Below are 17,960 nucleotides of genomic sequence, written 5' to 3' on the forward strand. Positions count from 1 at the left end.
TACTCTGCCCGCAACTCAATCCAAGGGCGACTTCATGACACAGACGAAAATTGCCGTGATCGGCGGCTCCGGCATCTATGACATCAACGGGCTGGAGGGGGCCGAATGGCTTACCGTGGAAAGCCCCTGGGGCCCGCCCTCCGATGCGATCCTGACCGGGACGCTCGACGGGGTAGAGATGGCCTTTCTGCCGCGCCACGGACGCGGACATGTGCATGCGCCCTCTACCGTTCCCTACCGTGCCAACATTGATGCGCTGAAACGGCTCGGCTGCACGGATGTGATCAGCGTCTCGGCCTGCGGGTCGTTCCGTGATGAAATGGCACCGGGGGATTTTGTGATCGTGGACCAGTTCATCGACCGCACCATCGCGCGGGAGAAATCTTTCTTCGGCACCGGTTGCGTGGCCCATGTCAGCGTAGCGCACCCCACCTGCCCGCGTTTGGGCGACGCCTGCGAAACCGCCGCGCGCGACGCGGGCATCAACGTGCACCGCGGCGGCACCTACCTTGCGATGGAGGGGCCGCAGTTCAGCACATTGGCGGAATCCAAGATGTACCGCGAAAGCTGGGGCGCGGATGTGATCGGCATGACCAATATGCCCGAAGCGAAATTGGCCCGCGAGGCAGAGCTTTGCTATGCCTCGGTCGCGATGATCACGGATTACGACAGCTGGCATCCGGACCACGGCGAGGTCGATGTGACCAAGATCATCGAGACCTTGATGGGCAATGCCGACAAGGGCCGTCAACTGGTCGCGCGCCTGCCCAAACTGCTAGGAGCCGACCGCGTCCCCTGCCCGCATGGCTGCGACCGCGCGTTGGAATATGCGATCATGACCCAGCCAGAAATGCGCGACGCGGCACTGGTGGCCAAGCTGGATGCCGTCGCGGGCCGCGTGCTTTAGGCGCACTGCAAACGCCGTCGCAGCGCCCGTGGCGGGTGCTGTGGCAGGTGAGTTTATTTGGCAAAATGAAGCGGGGCCTTGCGGCTTTGACGTGATGTCCCGCGGGGCCGCGCTGTGGAAGATGCTTGCTGACAGGGGGCGGGTCGCTTAACGCTGTGGCGCGGTTGTTGCGCTGGTGTGGCGACCGACCAAAGCCCAACGACCGGAGCACTGCATGAAACAGGTTCAAGATTACATCCGTACCATTGTCGATTTCCCTCACGAAGGGATCATGTTTCGCGATGTGACCACGCTTTTCGCCGACCCGCGCGGGTTCCGTATGGCCATCGACCAGATGCTGCACCCCTATGCCGGTATCGACATCGACAAGGTCGTCGGGCTTGAGGCGCGCGGCTTTATTCTGGGGGGCGCGATTGCGCATCAGCTGTCCGTCGGCTTTGTGCCGATCCGCAAGAAGGGCAAGCTGCCTGGTCGCACCATCTCTCAGGATTACAAGCTGGAATACGGCGAGGCGATTGTGGAGCTGCACGACGACGCGATCAAACCCGGTGAGAAGGTGTTGGTTGTCGACGATCTACTGGCCACCGGTGGCACCGCCGAGGCGGGGATCAAGCTGATCCAGCGTTTGGGCGGCGAGATCGTGTCCTGCGCCTTTATCATCGACCTGCCGGAACTTGGCGGGCGCAAGCGGCTGGAAGCGATGGGGATGGAGGTCAACGCGCTCTGTGCCTTTGAAGGCGCGTAAACCGCGTTGCCGAGACTTTATTCCGGCGCGGGGAACATCGCGCCGGGGTTCATGATCCCGTTCGGGTCCAGCGCCGCCTTGATCGCGCGCAACGCAGCGAGCTTCGCCGGATCGCTATAACGTTCGAGGTCTTTGACCTTGAGCCGCCCGATCCCGTGCTCCGCACTGACAGAGCCGCCGAGCTCGTGCACCAGATCATGGATCGCCGTCTTGATGGGCAAGCGATCATCCAGATGATCCTCGCGGCTTCGGCCCTGCACCGGGAAAACATTGTAGTGCAGGTTGCCGTCGCCCACATGGCCGAAACAATTGATCCTGAAATCGCCCAGCGCGCCGATCTTTTCCCCCGCGCGGATGATAAATTCGGGCAGCGCGCCCAAGGGGACCGAGATATCGTGGCTGGAGATCGAACCGATCTGGCGGTTGGCGTGGGGCATCATCTCGCGGACGGCCCAGAAATCTTCGGACTGCTGCTGACTTTGCGCGATAAGCCCGTCTGCCACCAGCTCCGCCTCGAAGGCGGCGGCAAACAGCGTCTCGAGCGCCGCCATCGGTTCCAGATCACCGCTGAGGCCCAATTCGATCAGCACGCTCCATTCTGGCGGGGTGTCGAAGGGCTGGCGGAGTTCGGGCATCTTTTCGGTGAGGAAATCCAGCCCGACGCCGTTCATGATCTCGAACGCGCTGATCATCTCGCCCAACTGACTGCGCGCGAGCGAAAGCAGCTTGAGCGCCGCCGCCGGAGAGTTCACGACCAGCAGCGCGGTCCCCGTCTTGGCGTGCCGCGGGAAGAGTTTGAGCGCAGCGGCGGTGATGACGCCAAGCGTGCCCTCGGCGCCAACCAGCAGGTGACGCAGATCATAGCCGGTGTTGTTCTTGCGCAGCCGTGTCAGGCCGTTCCATATCTGGCCATCGGGCAGCACAGCCTCTAGCCCCAGACAGAGATCACGGGCGTTGCCATAGCGCAGCACGCCGGTGCCACCCGCATTTGTCGCCAGATTACCCCCAATGCGGGCAGAGCCCTGAGCCGCGAGGGTCAGGGGAAACAGGCGATCCGCGGCTTCGGCGGCGTCTTGCACGTCAGACAGGATCATCCCCGCCTCTGCCACCAACACGTTTTCGTCCGGGTAGACAGCGCGAAGTTTGTTCATGCGTTCCAGCGACAGGATCAGTGGGGCGGGACCAGAGTCTGCCACCTGGCCGCCCACAAGTCCGGTACCTCCGCCATAGGGGATCACGCCGACCCGTGCTGCATTGGCATGGCGGATCAGAGTCGCGACCTCTTCTACCGTGCGTGGCAGGGCCAGCACGGCCGATTTTCCGGCATACAGCCCGCGGGGTTCTTCCAGATAGCGGGGTTCGACCGCACGGAAGACGTCGGGCGACAGATCGGCACGCAGCGCGGCCTCGAATGCGGGATCGGCGGGGTTCAATGTCATGGCCTATTGATCGCGCCAAGCGGGGCGGGATGCAAGCGGCTTTGGTCCTCGCTAATGCAGGATCGGCGGCTTTGACGGGTCAGAGCCGGGGGCCTCCATCCGCGGGGTTTTTTCCAGCGGGTCCATCTGGGGCAGATCAAAACGCAGCCCGACTTTCGACAGTTTTTCAACCGTCGGATCAGAGGGCGCGAAGAAGCCCACATCCATCGCCCCCGCATCGATACCCGAGAATGTCAGCGCCTCGGAGGCGGCACGAACCAGCGCGTCTTGCGCGCGCGGGATGGCCCCGACAAAGCCCAGCAGATGCCCGCGCCCGCCGCCGGTGTATTCAACCCCGACCAGCCACGCCCCTGCCGCCATGCCTGTGGCGGTCGCCAGCTTGGCATCAATCGCGGCAATCAGCGTTTCGGGCAGGCCCTTGGGCGGCAGAACACGGTCGATGCGCGCCTCGACCTCTCCGGCTTCATGGGCGAGTGTGTCGCGCAGCCAAGCCACGGCGCTGTCGGGCAGCAGGATCGCCGAAGGGGCGACATCCAGGTTCACCGCCATGCCAAGCGGTTGGCCATCCAGCATCCCCGCAATCGCGCGCCCCGACAGCGCCACATAGGGCGCGGGCTGCCCGACATAGGCCGCAAGCCGTTCGATCCGGTCAAAAACCAGCACATAGGCGTCCTCAAGCAGGACAGGGCTGACCTGATCGGCGTCCGGTTCGGCTTCGAGCAGCAGGAAAAGCTCCACATCGGCCATGCGTTCATAGAACCGCAGGCGGGCAGCGTCATCGCTTTCATCGGCCATCATGGCGGCATGGGCGATGTCCAGGGGCGTCGCTTCAGTCATCCAGTACATTCCTTACAGCAGCGCGGAGCCGGGGAAGCACGTCCTCCTCGAACCACGGATTTTTCTTGAGCCAACCGGTATTGCGCCACGAGGGATGAGGCAAGGCAAAGACGCCCTTCGGGTGGTTTTGCCAATCGGCGACGGCGCGGGTGACTGTGGTGAACCCGGGCAGGTGATAGCGCATGGCATAGGCCCCGATCAACACGGTCAGCCGGACATCGGGCACAGTATCCAGTGCCCGGGCCCGCCATGTTTTCGCACAGATCGGCGGAGGCGGCAGATCGCTGCCCTTGGCGTCATAGCCCGGAAAGCAAAAGGCCATGGGGATGATCGCCACGCGGCTGCGGTCATAAAAGGTCGTCTCGTCCACGCCCAGCCAGTCGCGCAGCCGCTTGCCAGAGGCATCCCAGAAGGGGGTGTTTGCCTCGTGCACTTTCAACCCCGGCGCTTGCGAGGCGATCAGCAGCCGCGCGCCCGGTTGGAACCAGACCACCGGATTGGGCCGGTGCCCCGTCGCCGTAGCCGCAAAGCGGTCGGCGCAGAGGGTGCATTGGCTGAGTTCAGGGCGGATGTCGGTCATGGGGGTAGACCTAAGCGGTGGCGCGCCGGTTTCAAAGGGGGCGGTGACGCGGTGGTGTCCAGCACTCATTTCGAGACATTTCGAAATGAGCTTGACGCGGCCAATCATTTCTATATTTCTAAAAACATGAAAATGAATCCCGCCTCCCCCCATGACCTTGCCTTGGCCGCTGCGCGCTTTGCCGCGCTCGGGTCAGAGCAACGGTTGCAAGTTCTCCGTTTGCTGGTGCGCGCAGGCCCTGACGGGCTGACCATCGGCACGCTGGGTGATCGCGCGGGCATCACCGGGTCGACGCTGACCCATCATCTGAAACTGCTTGTAGCCGCGGGGCTGGTGCGCCAGCAGCGGCAGGGGCGCAGCATCATCTGCGCGGCGGTATCCCATGATGCGGTACAGGATCTGTCCGAGTTCCTGATGACAGAGTGTTGCGCCGACGCGGCAGTACCCTGCCCTGATCATCCCCACGGTTAACACCACAGATAGCGAAAGCCCCCCATGTCACACGGTCACCACCATCACGTCGATCCCGACAGCGGCGACGGCAAGATTGCCCTCGCGGTGGCGATCAACCTCGGCCTCACGGTCGCGCAGGTCATCGGCGGGGTCGTCGCGGGCAGTCTGTCGCTGATCGCCGATGCGCTGCATAACTTCAGCGACGCCATCGCGCTGATCATCGCCTTTGCCGCGCGCAAGATCGCCCGCCGTCCAGCCAATGCAGATATGACCTTTGGCTACGGCCGGATCGAGGCGGTCGCGGCGCTGATCAACTATACCACGTTGATCGTGATCGGCCTGTATCTGGTCTATGAGGCCGCGATGCGCTTTGCCAATCCCGAACCCGTGGCGGGCTGGATCGTGGTGATCGTCGCCGGCATCGCCTTGCTGGTGGATCTGGGCACCGCCGCGTTGACCTTTCGCGCATCCAAATCCAGCGTGAACATCCGCGCGGCCTTTTTGCACAATGTGGCCGATGCCTTGGGGTCGGTTGCCGTGATCGTGGCGGGGACACTGATGATCCTGTTCGGCTGGGCTTGGGTGGACCCATTGGCCACGCTGCTGATTGCAGGATACATCCTTTGGCAATCCGCGACCGAACTGCCGCAGGTGGCGCGGATCTTGATGCTTGCCTCGCCCGATGCGCTGCGTACCGAAGACGTGATCGCGGCACTGCGCGACCAGCCCGGTGTTGCAGACGTCCACCATGTGCACCTGTGGCTGATGGAAGAACACGGCGCGGCCTTTGACGCCCATATCGTCGCCGAACAAGGCACCGACCCAAGCGCCCTGCGCCAAGCCTTGAAATCCTACCTGAAATCCGAGTTCGATCTGAACCACGTCACGCTGGAGCTTGAGACCCAGGATGCCCGTTGCCACGACGCCAAGGTGATCGGTCACTAACACCCGCACCCCTCGACCTTTCGTATAGCGCGCCCTGCAAACCATCGCCGATGGCACCGCCTTCGGGCGCGTGGGTCGTTTTGGCTCCTTGTAAATTCGGCCTCAACTACGACATAATATAGTCAAAATAGAGGGCTAGACACCGCCCATGGCTCGGGAAACAGGGCGCGACATACCCGCAACAGCACCAATCGGAGCAGGCATGCTGGAATTCGACAACGTCTCCAAGTCCTTTTGGACTGGCACGCAACACAAGGTCATTCTCGACCATGTGTCATTTCGTGTGGATTTGGGGCATTCCCTTGGCATCCTCGCCCCGAACGGCACCGGCAAGACGACCCTTATCAATATGATGGCGGGGCTGGAAAAGCCGGACGAAGGCGAGATCCGGCGCGGCTGCAACATCAGCTTCCCGCTGGGGTTCATGGGCGGTGTCGTCAACAAGGTTTCCGCGGTAGAGAATGCCCGCTATATTGCCCGTCTCTATGGGCTGGACCCTGACTACGTCGAAAGCTTTTGTCGCTGGCTGTGTGGGTTGGGGGAATATTTTGACCAGCCCGTCGGGACATATTCGGCCGGGATGAAATCACGGTTTTCGTTTTCACTGCTGCTTGCGCTTGATTTCGACATCTATTTGATCGACGAAGGCATGCCGAGCACCACAGATGTGGAGTTCAACCGCAAGGCGGGCGAAATTCTGCAAGAACGGCTGCGCACGACGACGATCATCATCGTTTCGCACCAAGCCGAGACGTTGGAACAATTCGCGCGGTCCGCTGCTGTCCTGCTTGGCGGAAAGCTACATATCTTCGACACCTTGGAAGAGGCCAAACAGCTTTATGACTACGAAACCCAAGGCTAGAAAATTCCGCATCAAACGTGCGACCCCTGCTGCGGCCCCAAAAGGAACCGACGCGGTCGAACGCGATGCCCCCGCGGCAGCCCCGCCAAAGCCGCAGGCCCCTGACGCGCCACGCGCTGCGGCTGCATCGCGCGGCGAAGCACCGAAAGCTGCAGCGCCCAGCCAAGCTGCCGCAGACTCCGCTGCGCGCCCGACCCCACCCACCGACGCCCGCAGCGGCGAGGTGTCATCAGCGACCGAAGTCAGCGGAGAGCAGGACATCGACGCGATCCGCCGCGAAGGGCTGACCGGCCGCCAGCTGCGTATGGCCCGTCGCGTGGCGCAAAAACACGGGCTTGCCCCGACCTCTGACTTCGATGCGGTGCGGTTGCTGCGCGCCGAAGGGATCGACCCGTTCCAACGCTCCAACATGCTGGAACTGGTCGTTCCTCAGGACAAGCAATCCACCGGCACGGCACTGCAAAAAGGGCGCATCCAGCTTCCCCAGACAGTCCCTGCCGGGGGGCGCAACCTGCCCTCGACCGACGTTAATCCGATGGAACGCCGCATGCGCGAGATCTCGGACATCCAGCGTGACATCACCAAGCGCCGCCGTCGCAAGATGGGGCTGCTTATGGTGCGTCTGGCGTTCTTTGTCGGGCTGCCCACAATCATGGGCGGGTATTATTTCTACAACATCGCCACGCCGATGTATGCGACAGACAGCCAGTTCCTGATTATCCAGAACGAAGGCACGGGCGGGCTTGGCCCCCTTGGCGGGCTGCTGCCGACGCAGTTTGCCAACTCCGCCGATAGTATCGCGACACAAAGCTACCTGCAGTCAAAAGACGCGATGCTGCGGCTGGACCGTGATGTCGGCTTCATGAAGCATTTCTCGGACCCCGCGATCGACCCGATCCAGCGGATGAGCCCCGATGCGTCGAACGAGGAAGCGTATAAACACTATAAGGACAACGTCAAAATCGGCTACGACCCGACCGAAGGCATGATCCGGATGGAGGTGATTGCCGCAGATCCCGAGGTCGCGAAAGACTTTTCCGAACACCTGCTGGAATATGCCGAAGAACGCGTAAACGCCCTGTCGCAGCAAAAGCGCGAAGATGGCATGCGCGACGCCCGCGAAGCCTATGAGCAGACGGTCGCCAAACGCCGCGAGGCGCAGGAAGCGCTGATCAAGCTGCAGGTCGATAACGGGGTGGACCCGCAGGCGGTGATCGCGTCGATCCGCGGGCAGATCACCAATTATGAAACCTTGCTGCTGGAAAAAGAGCTTGAGCTTGCCGCCCTGCTCGACAACCCGCGCCCGAACCGCGCCAAGGTGGACGGTGCCCAAGGCGACGTGCGCCGGCTGAGTGCGCAATTGGACAAGCTGAACGAACGCATGAACAGCGCGACCGAGGGCACCAACTCGCTTGCACAACAAGCGGTCAGCTTGCAACTGGCGCAGGCCGATCTGGCCGCGGCAGATGCCGCCTTGCAGGCGTCCCAGACCCAGATGGAACAAGCCCGAACAGAGGCCAGCCGTCAGGTCCGATATCTGACCGTCGCGGTGCGTCCGGTGGCGTCGCAAAGCGCCTCATACCCGCGCAAGTTCGAGAACACGATTTTGACATTCCTGATCTTTGCGGGCATCTACCTCATGCTATCGCTGACCTCCTCCATTCTGAAAGAACAGGTAACAAAATGACCCAAGTCACCGTTGGAAATGTCGTCATCGGGAATGATCGCCCGCTGACGGTGATCGCAGGCCCCTGCCAGCTGGAAAGCGAAACCCACGCACAGATGATCGCCGGCCAGATGAAAGAGGCATGCGGTGCCGTGGGCGCGCAGTTCGTGTTCAAGGCGAGCTATGACAAAGCCAACCGCACCTCCCTTGGTGGCAAACGCGGGCTTGGCATCGACGAAGGTCTGGCTGTGCTGCAATCGGTGGGCAAATCCATCGGCGTGCCCGTCCTGACGGACGTGCATACCGAAGCGCAATGCGCCATCGCGGCCGAGGCTGTCGACATCCTGCAAATCCCCGCCTTCCTGTGCCGCCAGACCGATATGCTGCTGGCCGCGGGCAATACGGGCAAAGTTGTGAACGTCAAAAAGGGTCAGTTTCTGGCCCCATGGGATATGCCCAATGTCGTCGCCAAGATCGAATCCACCGGCAACAAACGTATCCTGCTGACCGAACGCGGCACCTCCTTTGGCTACAACACGCTGGTCGCTGACATGCGCAGCCTGCCGCAGATGGCGCAAACCGGATACCCTGTCGTAATGGACGCGACGCATTCGGTCCAGCAGCCCGGCGGGCAAGGTGGCTCCAGCGGCGGACAGCGCGAGTTCGCCCCCGTCATGGCGCGCGCAGCGGTCGCGATTGGCGTGGGCGCGGTCTTTATCGAGACCCACGAAGACCCGGACAACGCACCGTCGGACGGGCCGAACATGATCTATCTGGATCAGATGCCAGCACTGGTTGCGTCGTTGATGAAATTCGACGCGCTGGCCAAGGAATACCCCCTCACCTTCTAAGGGGCCATTCTGCCAATACTAGACCTTCGCGGCGTTTCCGAATGCCGCGATCAGCCCCGCGTCCTTTACACCCGGCGCGCTTTCCACACCGGAAGAGACATCTACCTGACGTGCCCCGGTCATACGGGCGGCCTGAGCCACATTGTCAGGGGTCAGCCCCCCTGCCAGCATCCACGGCTTGTCCCATGTGCGATCTGCGATCAGACGCCAGTCAAAGGACAATCCATTGCCACCGGGCAGCGCTGCCCCTTTGGGCGGCTTCGCGTCGATCAGGATCTGGTCCGCCACGGCCATATAGGCATCAATCTGTGGCAGGTCATCTGCATCGGCCACACCGACCGCCTTCATCACCGGCAGCCCATAGCGCGCCTTGACCTCGGCGACACGCTCGGGCGTTTCCTTGCCGTGTAGCTGCAGCATATCAATAGGCACAGCCGCCGTCAGCGCATCCAGAAAGGCGTCATCCGCGTTGACCGTCAACGCGACCTTACACAGCCCCATTGGCACCTCTATGGCCAGTTCAGCGGCTTGATCAATCGTGACGTGCCGGGGAGATTTTTCAAAGAAAACAAAGCCGACATAGCGCGCGCCAGCGGCAGCCGCCGCCGCAATATCCTGCGTGCTGCGCAAGCCGCAGAATTTCACGTGCAAATTTTGGGTCATCGGATACTTCCTGCGCTAAGGGGCGTAGGCCCGCTTAGCTTGCTTGATCCAGCAGCGCCAGAACCTCGTCCTGGTCCTGATATTTCTCGCCCTTCAGGCGTGCGACTTCACGTTCCAGACGGCGCATTTCGCGGGCCTGACGTGCGGCTTCGGCACGCTGGCCGTATTCGCGGATCCATTCCCAGACGAAACCCACCAGCAGACCGGCGATGATGCTACCCAGAATAACAAGGAACAGCGGCACCTGAATTTCAGGGTTCAACGCGAACCAGCCAGATACCTCGGTCGGTAGCAACTTCAGCGACACCATAGACCGGTTGGCCAAGGCAACCGAGATCAGTGCAATGGCGAAGATTGCGATGCAGAGGTAGCGAACATAACGCATTAGGAATTCCCGTTTAAACGATCTCTAAGCAGTTTACCGGTCTTGAAGAACGGCACGTGCTTTTCTTCTACATGAACCGTTTCCCCAGTGCGAGGGTTCCGGCCCACACGGGCGTCACGTTTTTTCACTGAAAAGGCACCAAAGCCGCGCAGCTCTACCCGATCACCGTCGGACATCGCGCCGGTGATCTCTTCGAAGATGGTATTTACGATCCGTTCCACGTCGCGCTGATAGAGATGGGGATTGTCGTCGGCAATCTTCTGGATCAGTTCTGACCGGATCATTTAACGTCCTCCGAGGTGCGCAATTAATGTCTTAACTAGATGGGACTATAGCAAACCAAACGCGTTCGTGAAGTCATGCATATTTCTATTATTGCGATTAAGTAGCGGGAAGTCGCTGTTTTCCAGTCATTTTTTAGTCACATTTCATGCAGCCACCCGGAATAGCGCTGCCAGCCGCCCTTCCTTGCCCCTCGCCACAGATTGCGATTCGCAACGAAAAAGGGCCCCGCAGTCTGCACTGCGAGGCCCCTGATCTGTGCAACAAGCGCTAAGGCTTATTCGTCGCCTTTCAGAGCGGCACCCAGGATATCACCCAAGGATGCGCCGGAGTCAGAGGAGCCATACTGCTCGACTGCTTCTTTCTCTTCTGCGATTTCACGTGCTTTGATCGACACGCCCAGACGGTGCGCTTTCGCGTCAACGTTGGTGATGCGGACGTCAACCTTGTCACCAACCGAGAAACGCTCGGGGCGTTGTTCGGCACGGTCACGCGACAGATCGGAGCGACGGATGAAGGCTTTCATGCCTTCGTATTCGACTTCGATGCCACCGTCTTCGATGGAGGTCACGGTCACAGTCACAACGGAACCGCGCTTCACGCCGCCCACTGCTTCTGCGAACTTGTCGCCGCCCACACCTTTGATCGACAGGCTGATGCGTTCTTTTTCCACGTCAACTTCGGAAACAACGGCCTGAACCGTGTCACCTTTGCGGTAGTCTTGGATCGCTTCTTCGCCGCGCTGGTCCCAGCTCAGGTCAGAGAGGTGAACCATGCCGTCGATGTCGCCTGGCAGGCCAACAAACAGACCGAATTCGGTGATGTTTTTGACTTCGCCTTCAACTTCGGTGCCTTCTGGGTGTGTTTCAGCAAACACTTCCCATGGGTTGCGCATGGTCTGTTTCAGACCAAGGGAAACGCGACGCTTGGCGCCATCGATTTCCAGAACCATGACTTCGACTTCTTGGCTGGTGGAAACGATCTTGCCGGGGTGTACGTTCTTCTTTGTCCAGGACATTTCGGAAACGTGAACCAGACCTTCAACGCCTGGCTCCAGCTCAACAAATGCACCGTAATCGGTGATGTTGGTGACGCGGCCAGTGTGCGTGGATTCCAGCGGGTACTTGGCTTGAACCAGATCCCATGGATCTTCTTGCAGCTGTTTCATACCCAAGGAGATGCGGTGCGTCTCTTTGTTGATCTTAATGACCTGAACCTTGATGGTTTCGCCGATCGACAGGATCTCGGATGGGTGGTTCACACGGCGCCATGCCATGTCTGTGACGTGCAGCAGGCCGTCAACACCGCCCAGATCAACGAAGGCACCGTATTCGGTGATGTTCTTGACCACACCGTCAACTTCCTGACCTTCGGTCAGGTTGCCGATAACTTCGGCACGCTGTTCGGCACGGGATTCTTCAAGGATTGCACGACGCGAAACAACGATGTTGCCACGACGACGGTCCATTTTCAGAACTTGGAACGGCTGCTTCAGACCCATCAGAGGGCCGGCATCGCGCACGGGGCGCACGTCAACTTGGGAACCGGGAAGGAAGGCAACTGCGCCGCCCAGATCAACGGTAAAGCCACCTTTAACGCGGCCAAAGATCGCGCCTTCAACGCGCTCTTCTGCGGCATAGGCTTTTTCCAGACGGTCCCAGGCTTCTTCGCGACGGGCCATCTCGCGCGAGATGACAGCTTCACCACGGGAGTTTTCTACCTGACGCAGGAATACTTCGACTTCGTCGCCGACTTCCACTTTGGGTGCTTCGCCAGGCTCGGCAAATTCTTTCAGTTCAACGCGGCCTTCCATCTTGTAGCCTACGTCGATAATAGCTTGGCCCGCTTCGATCGCGATAACCTTGCCTTTGACAACAGAGCCCTCTTCGGGCGTGTCCATTTCAAAGCTTTCTTCCAAAAGTGCTTCGAAGTCTTCCATTGAGTTCATAGCCATGTAGCTTGATTTTCCTTTAGCATTTGGTTTCTGGCCGCGCGGTTGTCTCCGCCGGTCTGTGATTAAAATTGTCATCCGCGATGGGATTCGATCCGCAAAACAAAGAGGGCCGGATGAAACCGACCCTGCCTGATATCTCGCGCCCGAAACGTGTATCCGCCCCTTAGACAGTCGCGCGTATAGCCCTGTTTCGGGGCAAAGGCAAGGGCTGGCACGGGTGATCCCCTGTTCGTACGGGGCGATGTCAGCAAAAAGGGCAGACCGTAGTCTGCCCTTGTCCATTCCGTCATCCGCGCAATGTGGTATCAGCTTTCGGTAGGGCCGCCCGCGTCTTTCCAGCCGGGGAAACCGCCGATGTTGGTGACATTGGTATAGCCCATATCGTGCAGCGTCTTACCCGACAGCGCGGCCTGACCGCCCGCGCCGCAGATCAGATAGATTTCCGCGTCTTTTTTGAAGATCGGGTTATACATTTCTTCCTTGTTGGGGTCGGCGCGGAATTCGATCATGCCGCGCGGCACACGATGCGCGCCCTTGATGGTCCCGCTTTTGGCGATGTCGCCTGAATCGCGCACGTCGATAAAGACGCCCTTGCCTTCGGCATGTTTCGCAATCGCGTCCTTGGCGTCCATCTTGGGGACAACGGCATTCGCATCGTCGAGATAGTCTTGAGCGGTCTTCATAGTCAGCACCTCTTTTTTATTCCTATCGTGCCCAGCCTATCGCCAGGCACGTCTTAGTCCAACGTCAGGCACCGACATTCGTTCCGCCGCGTTTAGTCACCTCTACGTGCGGCCACCAGTTCGATGGCGCGGGCCACGGCTGTTTCGATATCCATGGTCGAGGTATCCATCAGCTCTGCATCCTCGGCTGGCTTCAGCGGTGCCTCGGCGCGGGTGCTGTCGCGGGCATCGCGGGCCTGCACATCGGCCAGCACCCCTTCCAGGGTGACCTCGGCGCCCTTGGCGCTAAGCTCGGCAAAGCGGCGCTGTGCACGGACCTCGGGCGTGGCGGTAATGAACAGCTTGACCGGCGCATCGGGGCAGATCACCGTGCCAATGTCGCGCCCGTCCAGCACCGCGCCCCCTGCCCGCATGGCAAAGCTGCGCTGGAAATCGACCAAGGCGGCCCGCACAGCGGGGATCGCAGCGGCGCGGCTCGCGGCCTCTGCCACGGCATTGGTGCGCAGCTGGTCATTCTCAAGATCATCGGCTTGCAGGGTCAAGGCGGCCTCTTCGGCGGTCATGCCCTCCAGCACTTTCGCCCCTACGGCGCGATACAGCAGGCCGGTGTCCAGATGCGCAAAACCGAAATGCGCCGCAACAGCGCGCCCGACGGTGCCCTTGCCCGCCGCAGCCGGCCCGTCAATCGCAACGGTAAAGCCCAGCATCACGCATCCCCCCGCGCCACATCCGCGCCAAGGCGTTTCATCAGCGGCTCGAAGATGGGGAAAGACGTGGTGATTGGCGACCCGTCGTCCACACTGACAGGCGAGGTTGCGGCCATGCCGAGGATCATAAAGGACATCGCGATGCGGTGGTCCAGCTGGCTGGCGCAGGTGGCCCCGCCCGGCACGTTCCCGTGCCCCCGTCCGGTGACCGCCCACCAATCGGGGCCCTCGTCCACTTCGATCCCATTGGCGCGCAGCCCCTTGGCCATCGCGTCGATCCGGTCGCTTTCCTTGACCCGCAGCTCTTTCACGCCGCGCATCATGGTCTGGCCCTGCGCAAAGGCGGCCACGACAGAAAGCACCGGATATTCGTCGATCATCGACGCCGCACGCGCCGGCGGCACCTCGATCCCTTTGAGGCCGGGCGAGAACTTGGCGCGCAGGTCGGCGACAGGCTCGCCGCCCTCGGTCCGCTCGTTCTCGTAGGTCAAATCGGCCCCCATCTCGCGCAGCGTGGTGAACAGCCCTGCCCGTGTCGGGTTCAGCCCGATCCCCGGCACCAGCACGTCGGATCCCGGCACGATCAAGGCAGCACAGACCGGAAACGCAGCCGAGGACGGATCGCGCGGCACATCCACATGCTGGGCCTGTAGCTCCGGCTGGCCGGTCAGAGTGATCACACGGCCCTCATCCGTGTCTTCCACCGAGATCTCGGCACCGAAGCCCGCCAACATCCGCTCCGTATGGTCGCGCGTGGCCTCGGCCTCGATCACGACGGTCTTGCCGGGCGCGTTCAGCCCTGCCAGCAAGACGGCGGATTTCACCTGCGCGGACGGCACTGGCACGGTGTAGCGCACGGGCACAGGGTCAGCCGCCCCCACGATGGTCATCGGCAGGCGTCCGCCCTTGCGCCCGACAGATTGCGTGCCGAACAAGGCCAGCGGATCGGTGACCCGCGCCATGGGGCGGCCGTTCAGGCTGGCGTCGCCGGTGAATGTCGCGGTGATGGGGGAGGTCGCCATCGACCCCATGATCAAGCGCACCCCCGTGCCCGAGTTTCCGCAGTCGATCACCCCGTCCGGTTCTGCGAAACCGCCCACGCCCACACCGCGCACAGACCAGTTGCCGCCGCCCATATTGGTGACTTCCGCGCCAAAGGCCTGCATCGCCTTGGCCGTGTCCAGCACGTCGTCGCCTTCAAGCAATCCGCTGATGGTGGTTTCGCCGATGCACATCGCGCCCAAAATCAAGGACCGGTGCGAGATCGACTTGTCCCCCGGCACCTCGGCCACGCCGGACAGCGGGCCGCAAGCGGTAGAGGTCATCGGGACGGGCGTGGCGTGGCTGGACATGGATAACCCTCAAAAAAACTTCCTGAAAGCCCGTCTTAAACCAGCGATCCCGCCCCGTCCATTGCCAGCGTTCTTGGCCCGCGCCCGCCCGCTCAGGTCTTGCGGAAAGTCAGGTAGTGCGGCACGCGCCCCTCGCGCAGCGCTTTTTGTTCGTAGCGCGTGGAAATCCAGTCGCCCCACGGCTCTTTCCAGTCGCCGGGGCGTTCCGCCAGCCATTCGAACCCGTGGCGCGGCACCTGCTCAAGCGTCTGGCGCACATAGTCTTCGATGTCCGTGGCAACGCGAAAGATCGCGCCGGGCTTGAGCACCTTGGCCAGCGGCTCAAGGTGTTCCGGCGTCACAAAGCGACGACGGTGGTGGCGCGTTTTCGGCCACGGATCGGGGTACAGCAGGAAAGCGCGGTCAATCGACGCCTCTGGCAGCACGTCAAAGATATCGCGTGCATCGCCCGGATGGATCGCCACGTTATCGACACCCGCACGGCGGATCTTGCCCAACAGCATCGCGACCCCGTTGATGTAAGGTTCGCAGCCGATGATGCCTACGTCAGGGTTTTGCGCCGCCTGATGCACCATATGTTCGCCGCCGCCAAAACCGACCTCCAGCCAGACGGGCTTGCCGCCAAACAGCGTCGGCAGGTCCAGCGGTGTACGGTCGGGGTTCGCGTCCCAATCGACAGGACCGGGCGACAGCGCCTCTAGATCCTCTTCGATATAGCCTTTCTGGCTTTGCTTAAGCGATTTGCCTTTAAGGCGACCGTAGAAATTGCGGCGGGGGCGTTCAGGATGTGTCATGGCGCTGGCTTTAGCCTGCGCGGGGGACGGGCGCAACATTTCGCGTAAGCCCGCGCTGCAAAAGCCCACGCGCCCCATGCGCAACGGCGGTGCCGCCCCTGTGAAGCGCAGCAAAACCGGAACGATCACGGGGACTTTACGTTGAGCCACAGGGTTCTACCTGACCAAGAACCGATAATAATGCAGCGGAGGACATGCGAATGCGGGAACTGGCAAGCCGACTAGGACTACGAACGGACCCTACGATATTCTTTGTTTCCGCCCTGTGTACCGCCCTATTTGTACTGGCTCTTGTACTTGCCCCTGAACCGATCGGAAATGCTTTCGCCGCAGGCCGCGCCTGGATCGTATCGCATCTGGGGTGGTTCTTTATTCTTGGCGTCAACGTCTGGCTGGGCTTTCTGATCTGGGCCGCGATGAGCCGTCACGGCCATATCCGCCTTGGCCCGCGCGACAGCCGTCCCGAGTATACAAACCTGTCGTGGTTCACCATGCTTTTCGCGGGCGGCATCGGCACCGTGCTGATGTTCTGGGGCGTGGCAGAGCCGATCAGCCATTTTTCGGACCCGCCCCTGCCCGGCGTTGAACCTTTCACGGAACAGGCCGCACAAGACGCCATCTCTATCGCCACATACCACCTTGCGCTGCACACCTGGACGATCTTCGCGCTACCCGGTCTGGCCTTTGCCTATTTCATCAACCGCTATGATCTACCCGTGCGGGTCAGTTCGGTCTTCTACCCGCTGTTGAAAGAGCGCATCCACGGCCCTTGGGGCAAGGCGATCGACATTGCGTCGATCCTCGGCACGCTGTTCGGTGTCGCGGTCTCGCTTGGGCTGGGGTCATCGCAGATCGCAGCGGGTCTGTCGGCGCTGTTTGGGTGGAACGACGGCGTGCCCCTGCAGGTCGGCATCCTGACCGCGCTGACCGCCGTTGCCGTGGTGTCTATCGTGGCGGGGCTCGATAAGGGGGTAAAGCTGCTGTCCAACCTCAATATCGGCATGGCCGTGGCGTTGATGGTCTTTGTGCTGGTGACCGGTTCGACCCTGTTCCTGCTGCGCGGCATGGTCGAGACCTTTGGCCTGTACCTAAGCAACCTGCCACGGCTCGCCTTCTGGAATGATATGCTTGCCGATACCAACCCCTCGAATGGGGATTGGGGCTGGCAGGGCAGCTGGACGGTGTTCTACTGGGCCTGGACGGTCACATGGTCGCCCTTCATCGGGCTTTTCGTCGCGCGGATTTCGCGGGGGCGCACGATACGGGAGTTCGTCTTTGGCGTGCTACTGGCGCCGTCCCTGTTCACGCTGATCTGGTTCTCTATCTTCGGCTGGCAAGCGATGGAGATTGACGGCATCGGCACCGCCGCGCGCACGGCTCTTGGCGCGCAGGCCGGTTCGCTGAGCGCCGCAGTGGCTGACTCAGTCCCGCTTGCCATGTTCGCGTTTTTCGAAAGCTTCCCTTTCGCCGATATTGTGCAGGGTATCGCCGTGCTGGTGGTGGCGATCTTCTTTGCAACATCCTCGGATTCCGCGTCGCTGGTTGTCGACATGCTGTGCACCGGTTCGCCCGAACCCGGCCCCACCCGCCAGCGGGTGTTCTGGGGCGTGTCAGAAGGGCTGGTCGCCGCGATGCTGCTGATCCTTGCAGGCGATTTGGGGCTGACCGCCTTGCAACAGGTGATCACGGTCGTCGGCTTGCCGATCTTCCTGCTGGTCTTTGCGATGATCCCTTCGCTGATCAAGGGGTTCCGGACCGAAGATATCGACCACGTCTCTATCGGCAAACGCCCCGGCCTGGCAGAGCTGTAACACCCCCACCAACGCAAAAGGGCAGCCCATTGGGGCTGCCCTTT

The 17,960-nt window shown here is 61.4% G+C and carries 20 protein-coding genes; 9 read left to right on the plus strand and 11 right to left on the minus strand.

What is annotated here, in order from left to right:
* The first annotated feature begins 34 nt into the window (after positions 1-34).
* On the plus strand, positions 35-907 hold the full coding sequence (locus ACNQ62_RS10760; RefSeq protein WP_005849388.1) for an S-methyl-5'-thioadenosine phosphorylase: 873 nt from the start codon (positions 35-37) through the stop codon (positions 905-907).
* Positions 908-1,121: 214 nt separating this feature from the next.
* Positions 1,122-1,652 (plus strand): adenine phosphoribosyltransferase, encoded by a 531-nt coding sequence (locus ACNQ62_RS10765; protein WP_005849390.1) that lies wholly within the window; start codon positions 1,122-1,124, stop codon positions 1,650-1,652.
* A 17-nt stretch (positions 1,653-1,669) separates the two neighbouring features.
* On the opposite strand, the gene ACNQ62_RS10770 is transcribed toward ACNQ62_RS10765, so the two are convergent.
* The 3 genes from ACNQ62_RS10770 to ACNQ62_RS10780 are packed head-to-tail and all read right to left on the minus strand — an operon-like array spanning position 1,670 to position 4,508.
* Positions 1,670-3,091 (minus strand): FAD-binding oxidoreductase, encoded by a 1,422-nt coding sequence (locus tag ACNQ62_RS10770; RefSeq protein WP_418094863.1) that lies wholly within the window; start codon positions 3,089-3,091, stop codon positions 1,670-1,672.
* A 51-nt stretch (positions 3,092-3,142) separates the two neighbouring features.
* On the minus strand, positions 3,143-3,928 hold the full coding sequence (locus tag ACNQ62_RS10775; RefSeq protein ID WP_005849394.1) for an SseB family protein: 786 nt from the start codon (positions 3,926-3,928) through the stop codon (positions 3,143-3,145).
* Entirely contained in the window at positions 3,921-4,508 is a 588-nt protein-coding gene (locus ACNQ62_RS10780; RefSeq protein WP_180827972.1) for a uracil-DNA glycosylase family protein, read from the minus strand. Before ACNQ62_RS10780 ends, ACNQ62_RS10775 begins: the two co-directional genes overlap by 8 nt.
* A 126-nt stretch (positions 4,509-4,634) precedes the next feature.
* Between ACNQ62_RS10780 and ACNQ62_RS10785 the strand changes: the two genes are divergently transcribed.
* The 5 genes from ACNQ62_RS10785 (at position 4,635) to kdsA (ending at position 9,285) form a co-directional block, all read left to right on the plus strand.
* A complete protein-coding gene (locus ACNQ62_RS10785; RefSeq protein ID WP_304951706.1) occupies positions 4,635-4,979 on the plus strand; it encodes an ArsR/SmtB family transcription factor in 345 nt (114 codons plus the stop codon).
* Positions 4,980-5,003: 24 nt separating this feature from the next.
* The gene (locus ACNQ62_RS10790) at positions 5,004-5,906 is read left to right on the plus strand and encodes a cation diffusion facilitator family transporter (RefSeq protein WP_418094864.1); all 903 of its coding nucleotides are present in this window, start codon (positions 5,004-5,006) and stop codon (positions 5,904-5,906) included.
* Between the two features lie 202 nt (positions 5,907-6,108).
* Complete coding sequence (locus ACNQ62_RS10795) at positions 6,109-6,768, plus strand: ABC transporter ATP-binding protein (protein ID WP_005849402.1); 660 nt, start codon at positions 6,109-6,111, stop codon at positions 6,766-6,768.
* Entirely contained in the window at positions 6,746-8,455 is a 1,710-nt protein-coding gene (locus ACNQ62_RS10800) for a capsule biosynthesis protein (protein ID WP_418094865.1), read from the plus strand. Before ACNQ62_RS10795 ends, ACNQ62_RS10800 begins: the two co-directional genes overlap by 23 nt.
* Entirely contained in the window at positions 8,452-9,285 is an 834-nt protein-coding gene (gene kdsA / locus ACNQ62_RS10805) for a 3-deoxy-8-phosphooctulonate synthase (RefSeq protein ID WP_418094866.1), read from the plus strand. The genes ACNQ62_RS10800 and kdsA overlap by 4 nt, the downstream gene beginning before the upstream one ends.
* 18 nt (positions 9,286-9,303) lie before the next feature.
* Here kdsA and ACNQ62_RS10810 read toward each other — a convergent pair whose 3' ends face one another.
* The 8 genes from ACNQ62_RS10810 to trmB all read right to left on the minus strand — a co-directional run bounded on the left by ACNQ62_RS10810 (position 9,304) and on the right by trmB (position 16,105).
* A complete protein-coding gene (locus ACNQ62_RS10810; protein ID WP_037966242.1) occupies positions 9,304-9,948 on the minus strand; it encodes a phosphoribosylanthranilate isomerase in 645 nt (214 codons plus the stop codon).
* 34 nt (positions 9,949-9,982) lie between these two features.
* Positions 9,983-10,333, minus strand: coding sequence for a LapA family protein (locus tag ACNQ62_RS10815; protein ID WP_289081202.1), 351 nt, complete (start codon positions 10,331-10,333; stop codon positions 9,983-9,985).
* Positions 10,333-10,617, minus strand: a complete 285-nt coding sequence (gene ihfB / locus ACNQ62_RS10820; protein ID WP_005849411.1) for an integration host factor subunit beta — start codon at positions 10,615-10,617, stop codon at positions 10,333-10,335. The genes ACNQ62_RS10815 and ihfB overlap by 1 nt, the downstream gene beginning before the upstream one ends.
* A 275-nt stretch (positions 10,618-10,892) precedes the next feature.
* On the minus strand, positions 10,893-12,569 hold the full coding sequence (gene rpsA / locus ACNQ62_RS10825) for a 30S ribosomal protein S1 (RefSeq protein WP_235183804.1): 1,677 nt from the start codon (positions 12,567-12,569) through the stop codon (positions 10,893-10,895).
* Between the two features lie 305 nt (positions 12,570-12,874).
* Positions 12,875-13,252 carry a rhodanese-like domain-containing protein gene (locus tag ACNQ62_RS10830; RefSeq protein ID WP_418094867.1) on the minus strand — a complete coding sequence of 126 codons (378 nt, stop codon included), beginning with the start codon at positions 13,250-13,252 and terminating at the stop codon, positions 12,875-12,877.
* Between the two features lie 92 nt (positions 13,253-13,344).
* Entirely contained in the window at positions 13,345-13,959 is a 615-nt protein-coding gene (locus ACNQ62_RS10835; RefSeq protein WP_037944691.1) for a (d)CMP kinase, read from the minus strand.
* Complete coding sequence (gene aroA, locus ACNQ62_RS10840; protein ID WP_418094868.1) at positions 13,959-15,311, minus strand: 3-phosphoshikimate 1-carboxyvinyltransferase; 1,353 nt, start codon at positions 15,309-15,311, stop codon at positions 13,959-13,961. The genes ACNQ62_RS10835 and aroA overlap by 1 nt, the downstream gene beginning before the upstream one ends.
* A 92-nt stretch (positions 15,312-15,403) precedes the next feature.
* Positions 15,404-16,105, minus strand: coding sequence for a tRNA (guanosine(46)-N7)-methyltransferase TrmB (gene trmB / locus ACNQ62_RS10845; RefSeq protein WP_235183805.1), 702 nt, complete (start codon positions 16,103-16,105; stop codon positions 15,404-15,406).
* On the opposite strand from trmB, the gene ACNQ62_RS10850 reads away from it, so the two are divergent.
* Positions 16,104-16,250: a hypothetical protein gene (locus ACNQ62_RS10850; RefSeq protein WP_340287813.1), complete on the plus strand. Its 147-nt coding sequence runs from the start codon at positions 16,104-16,106 to the stop codon at positions 16,248-16,250. The genes trmB and ACNQ62_RS10850 overlap by 2 nt on opposite strands.
* 55 nt (positions 16,251-16,305) lie before the next feature.
* On the plus strand, positions 16,306-17,916 hold the full coding sequence (locus ACNQ62_RS10855; RefSeq protein WP_418094869.1) for a BCCT family transporter: 1,611 nt from the start codon (positions 16,306-16,308) through the stop codon (positions 17,914-17,916).
* Positions 17,917-17,960: the final 44 nt, after the last annotated feature.

The organism is Sulfitobacter sp. SBS6, assembly GCF_048285585.1.
Classification (GTDB): Bacteria; Pseudomonadota; Alphaproteobacteria; order Rhodobacterales; family Rhodobacteraceae; genus Sulfitobacter; species Sulfitobacter pontiacus.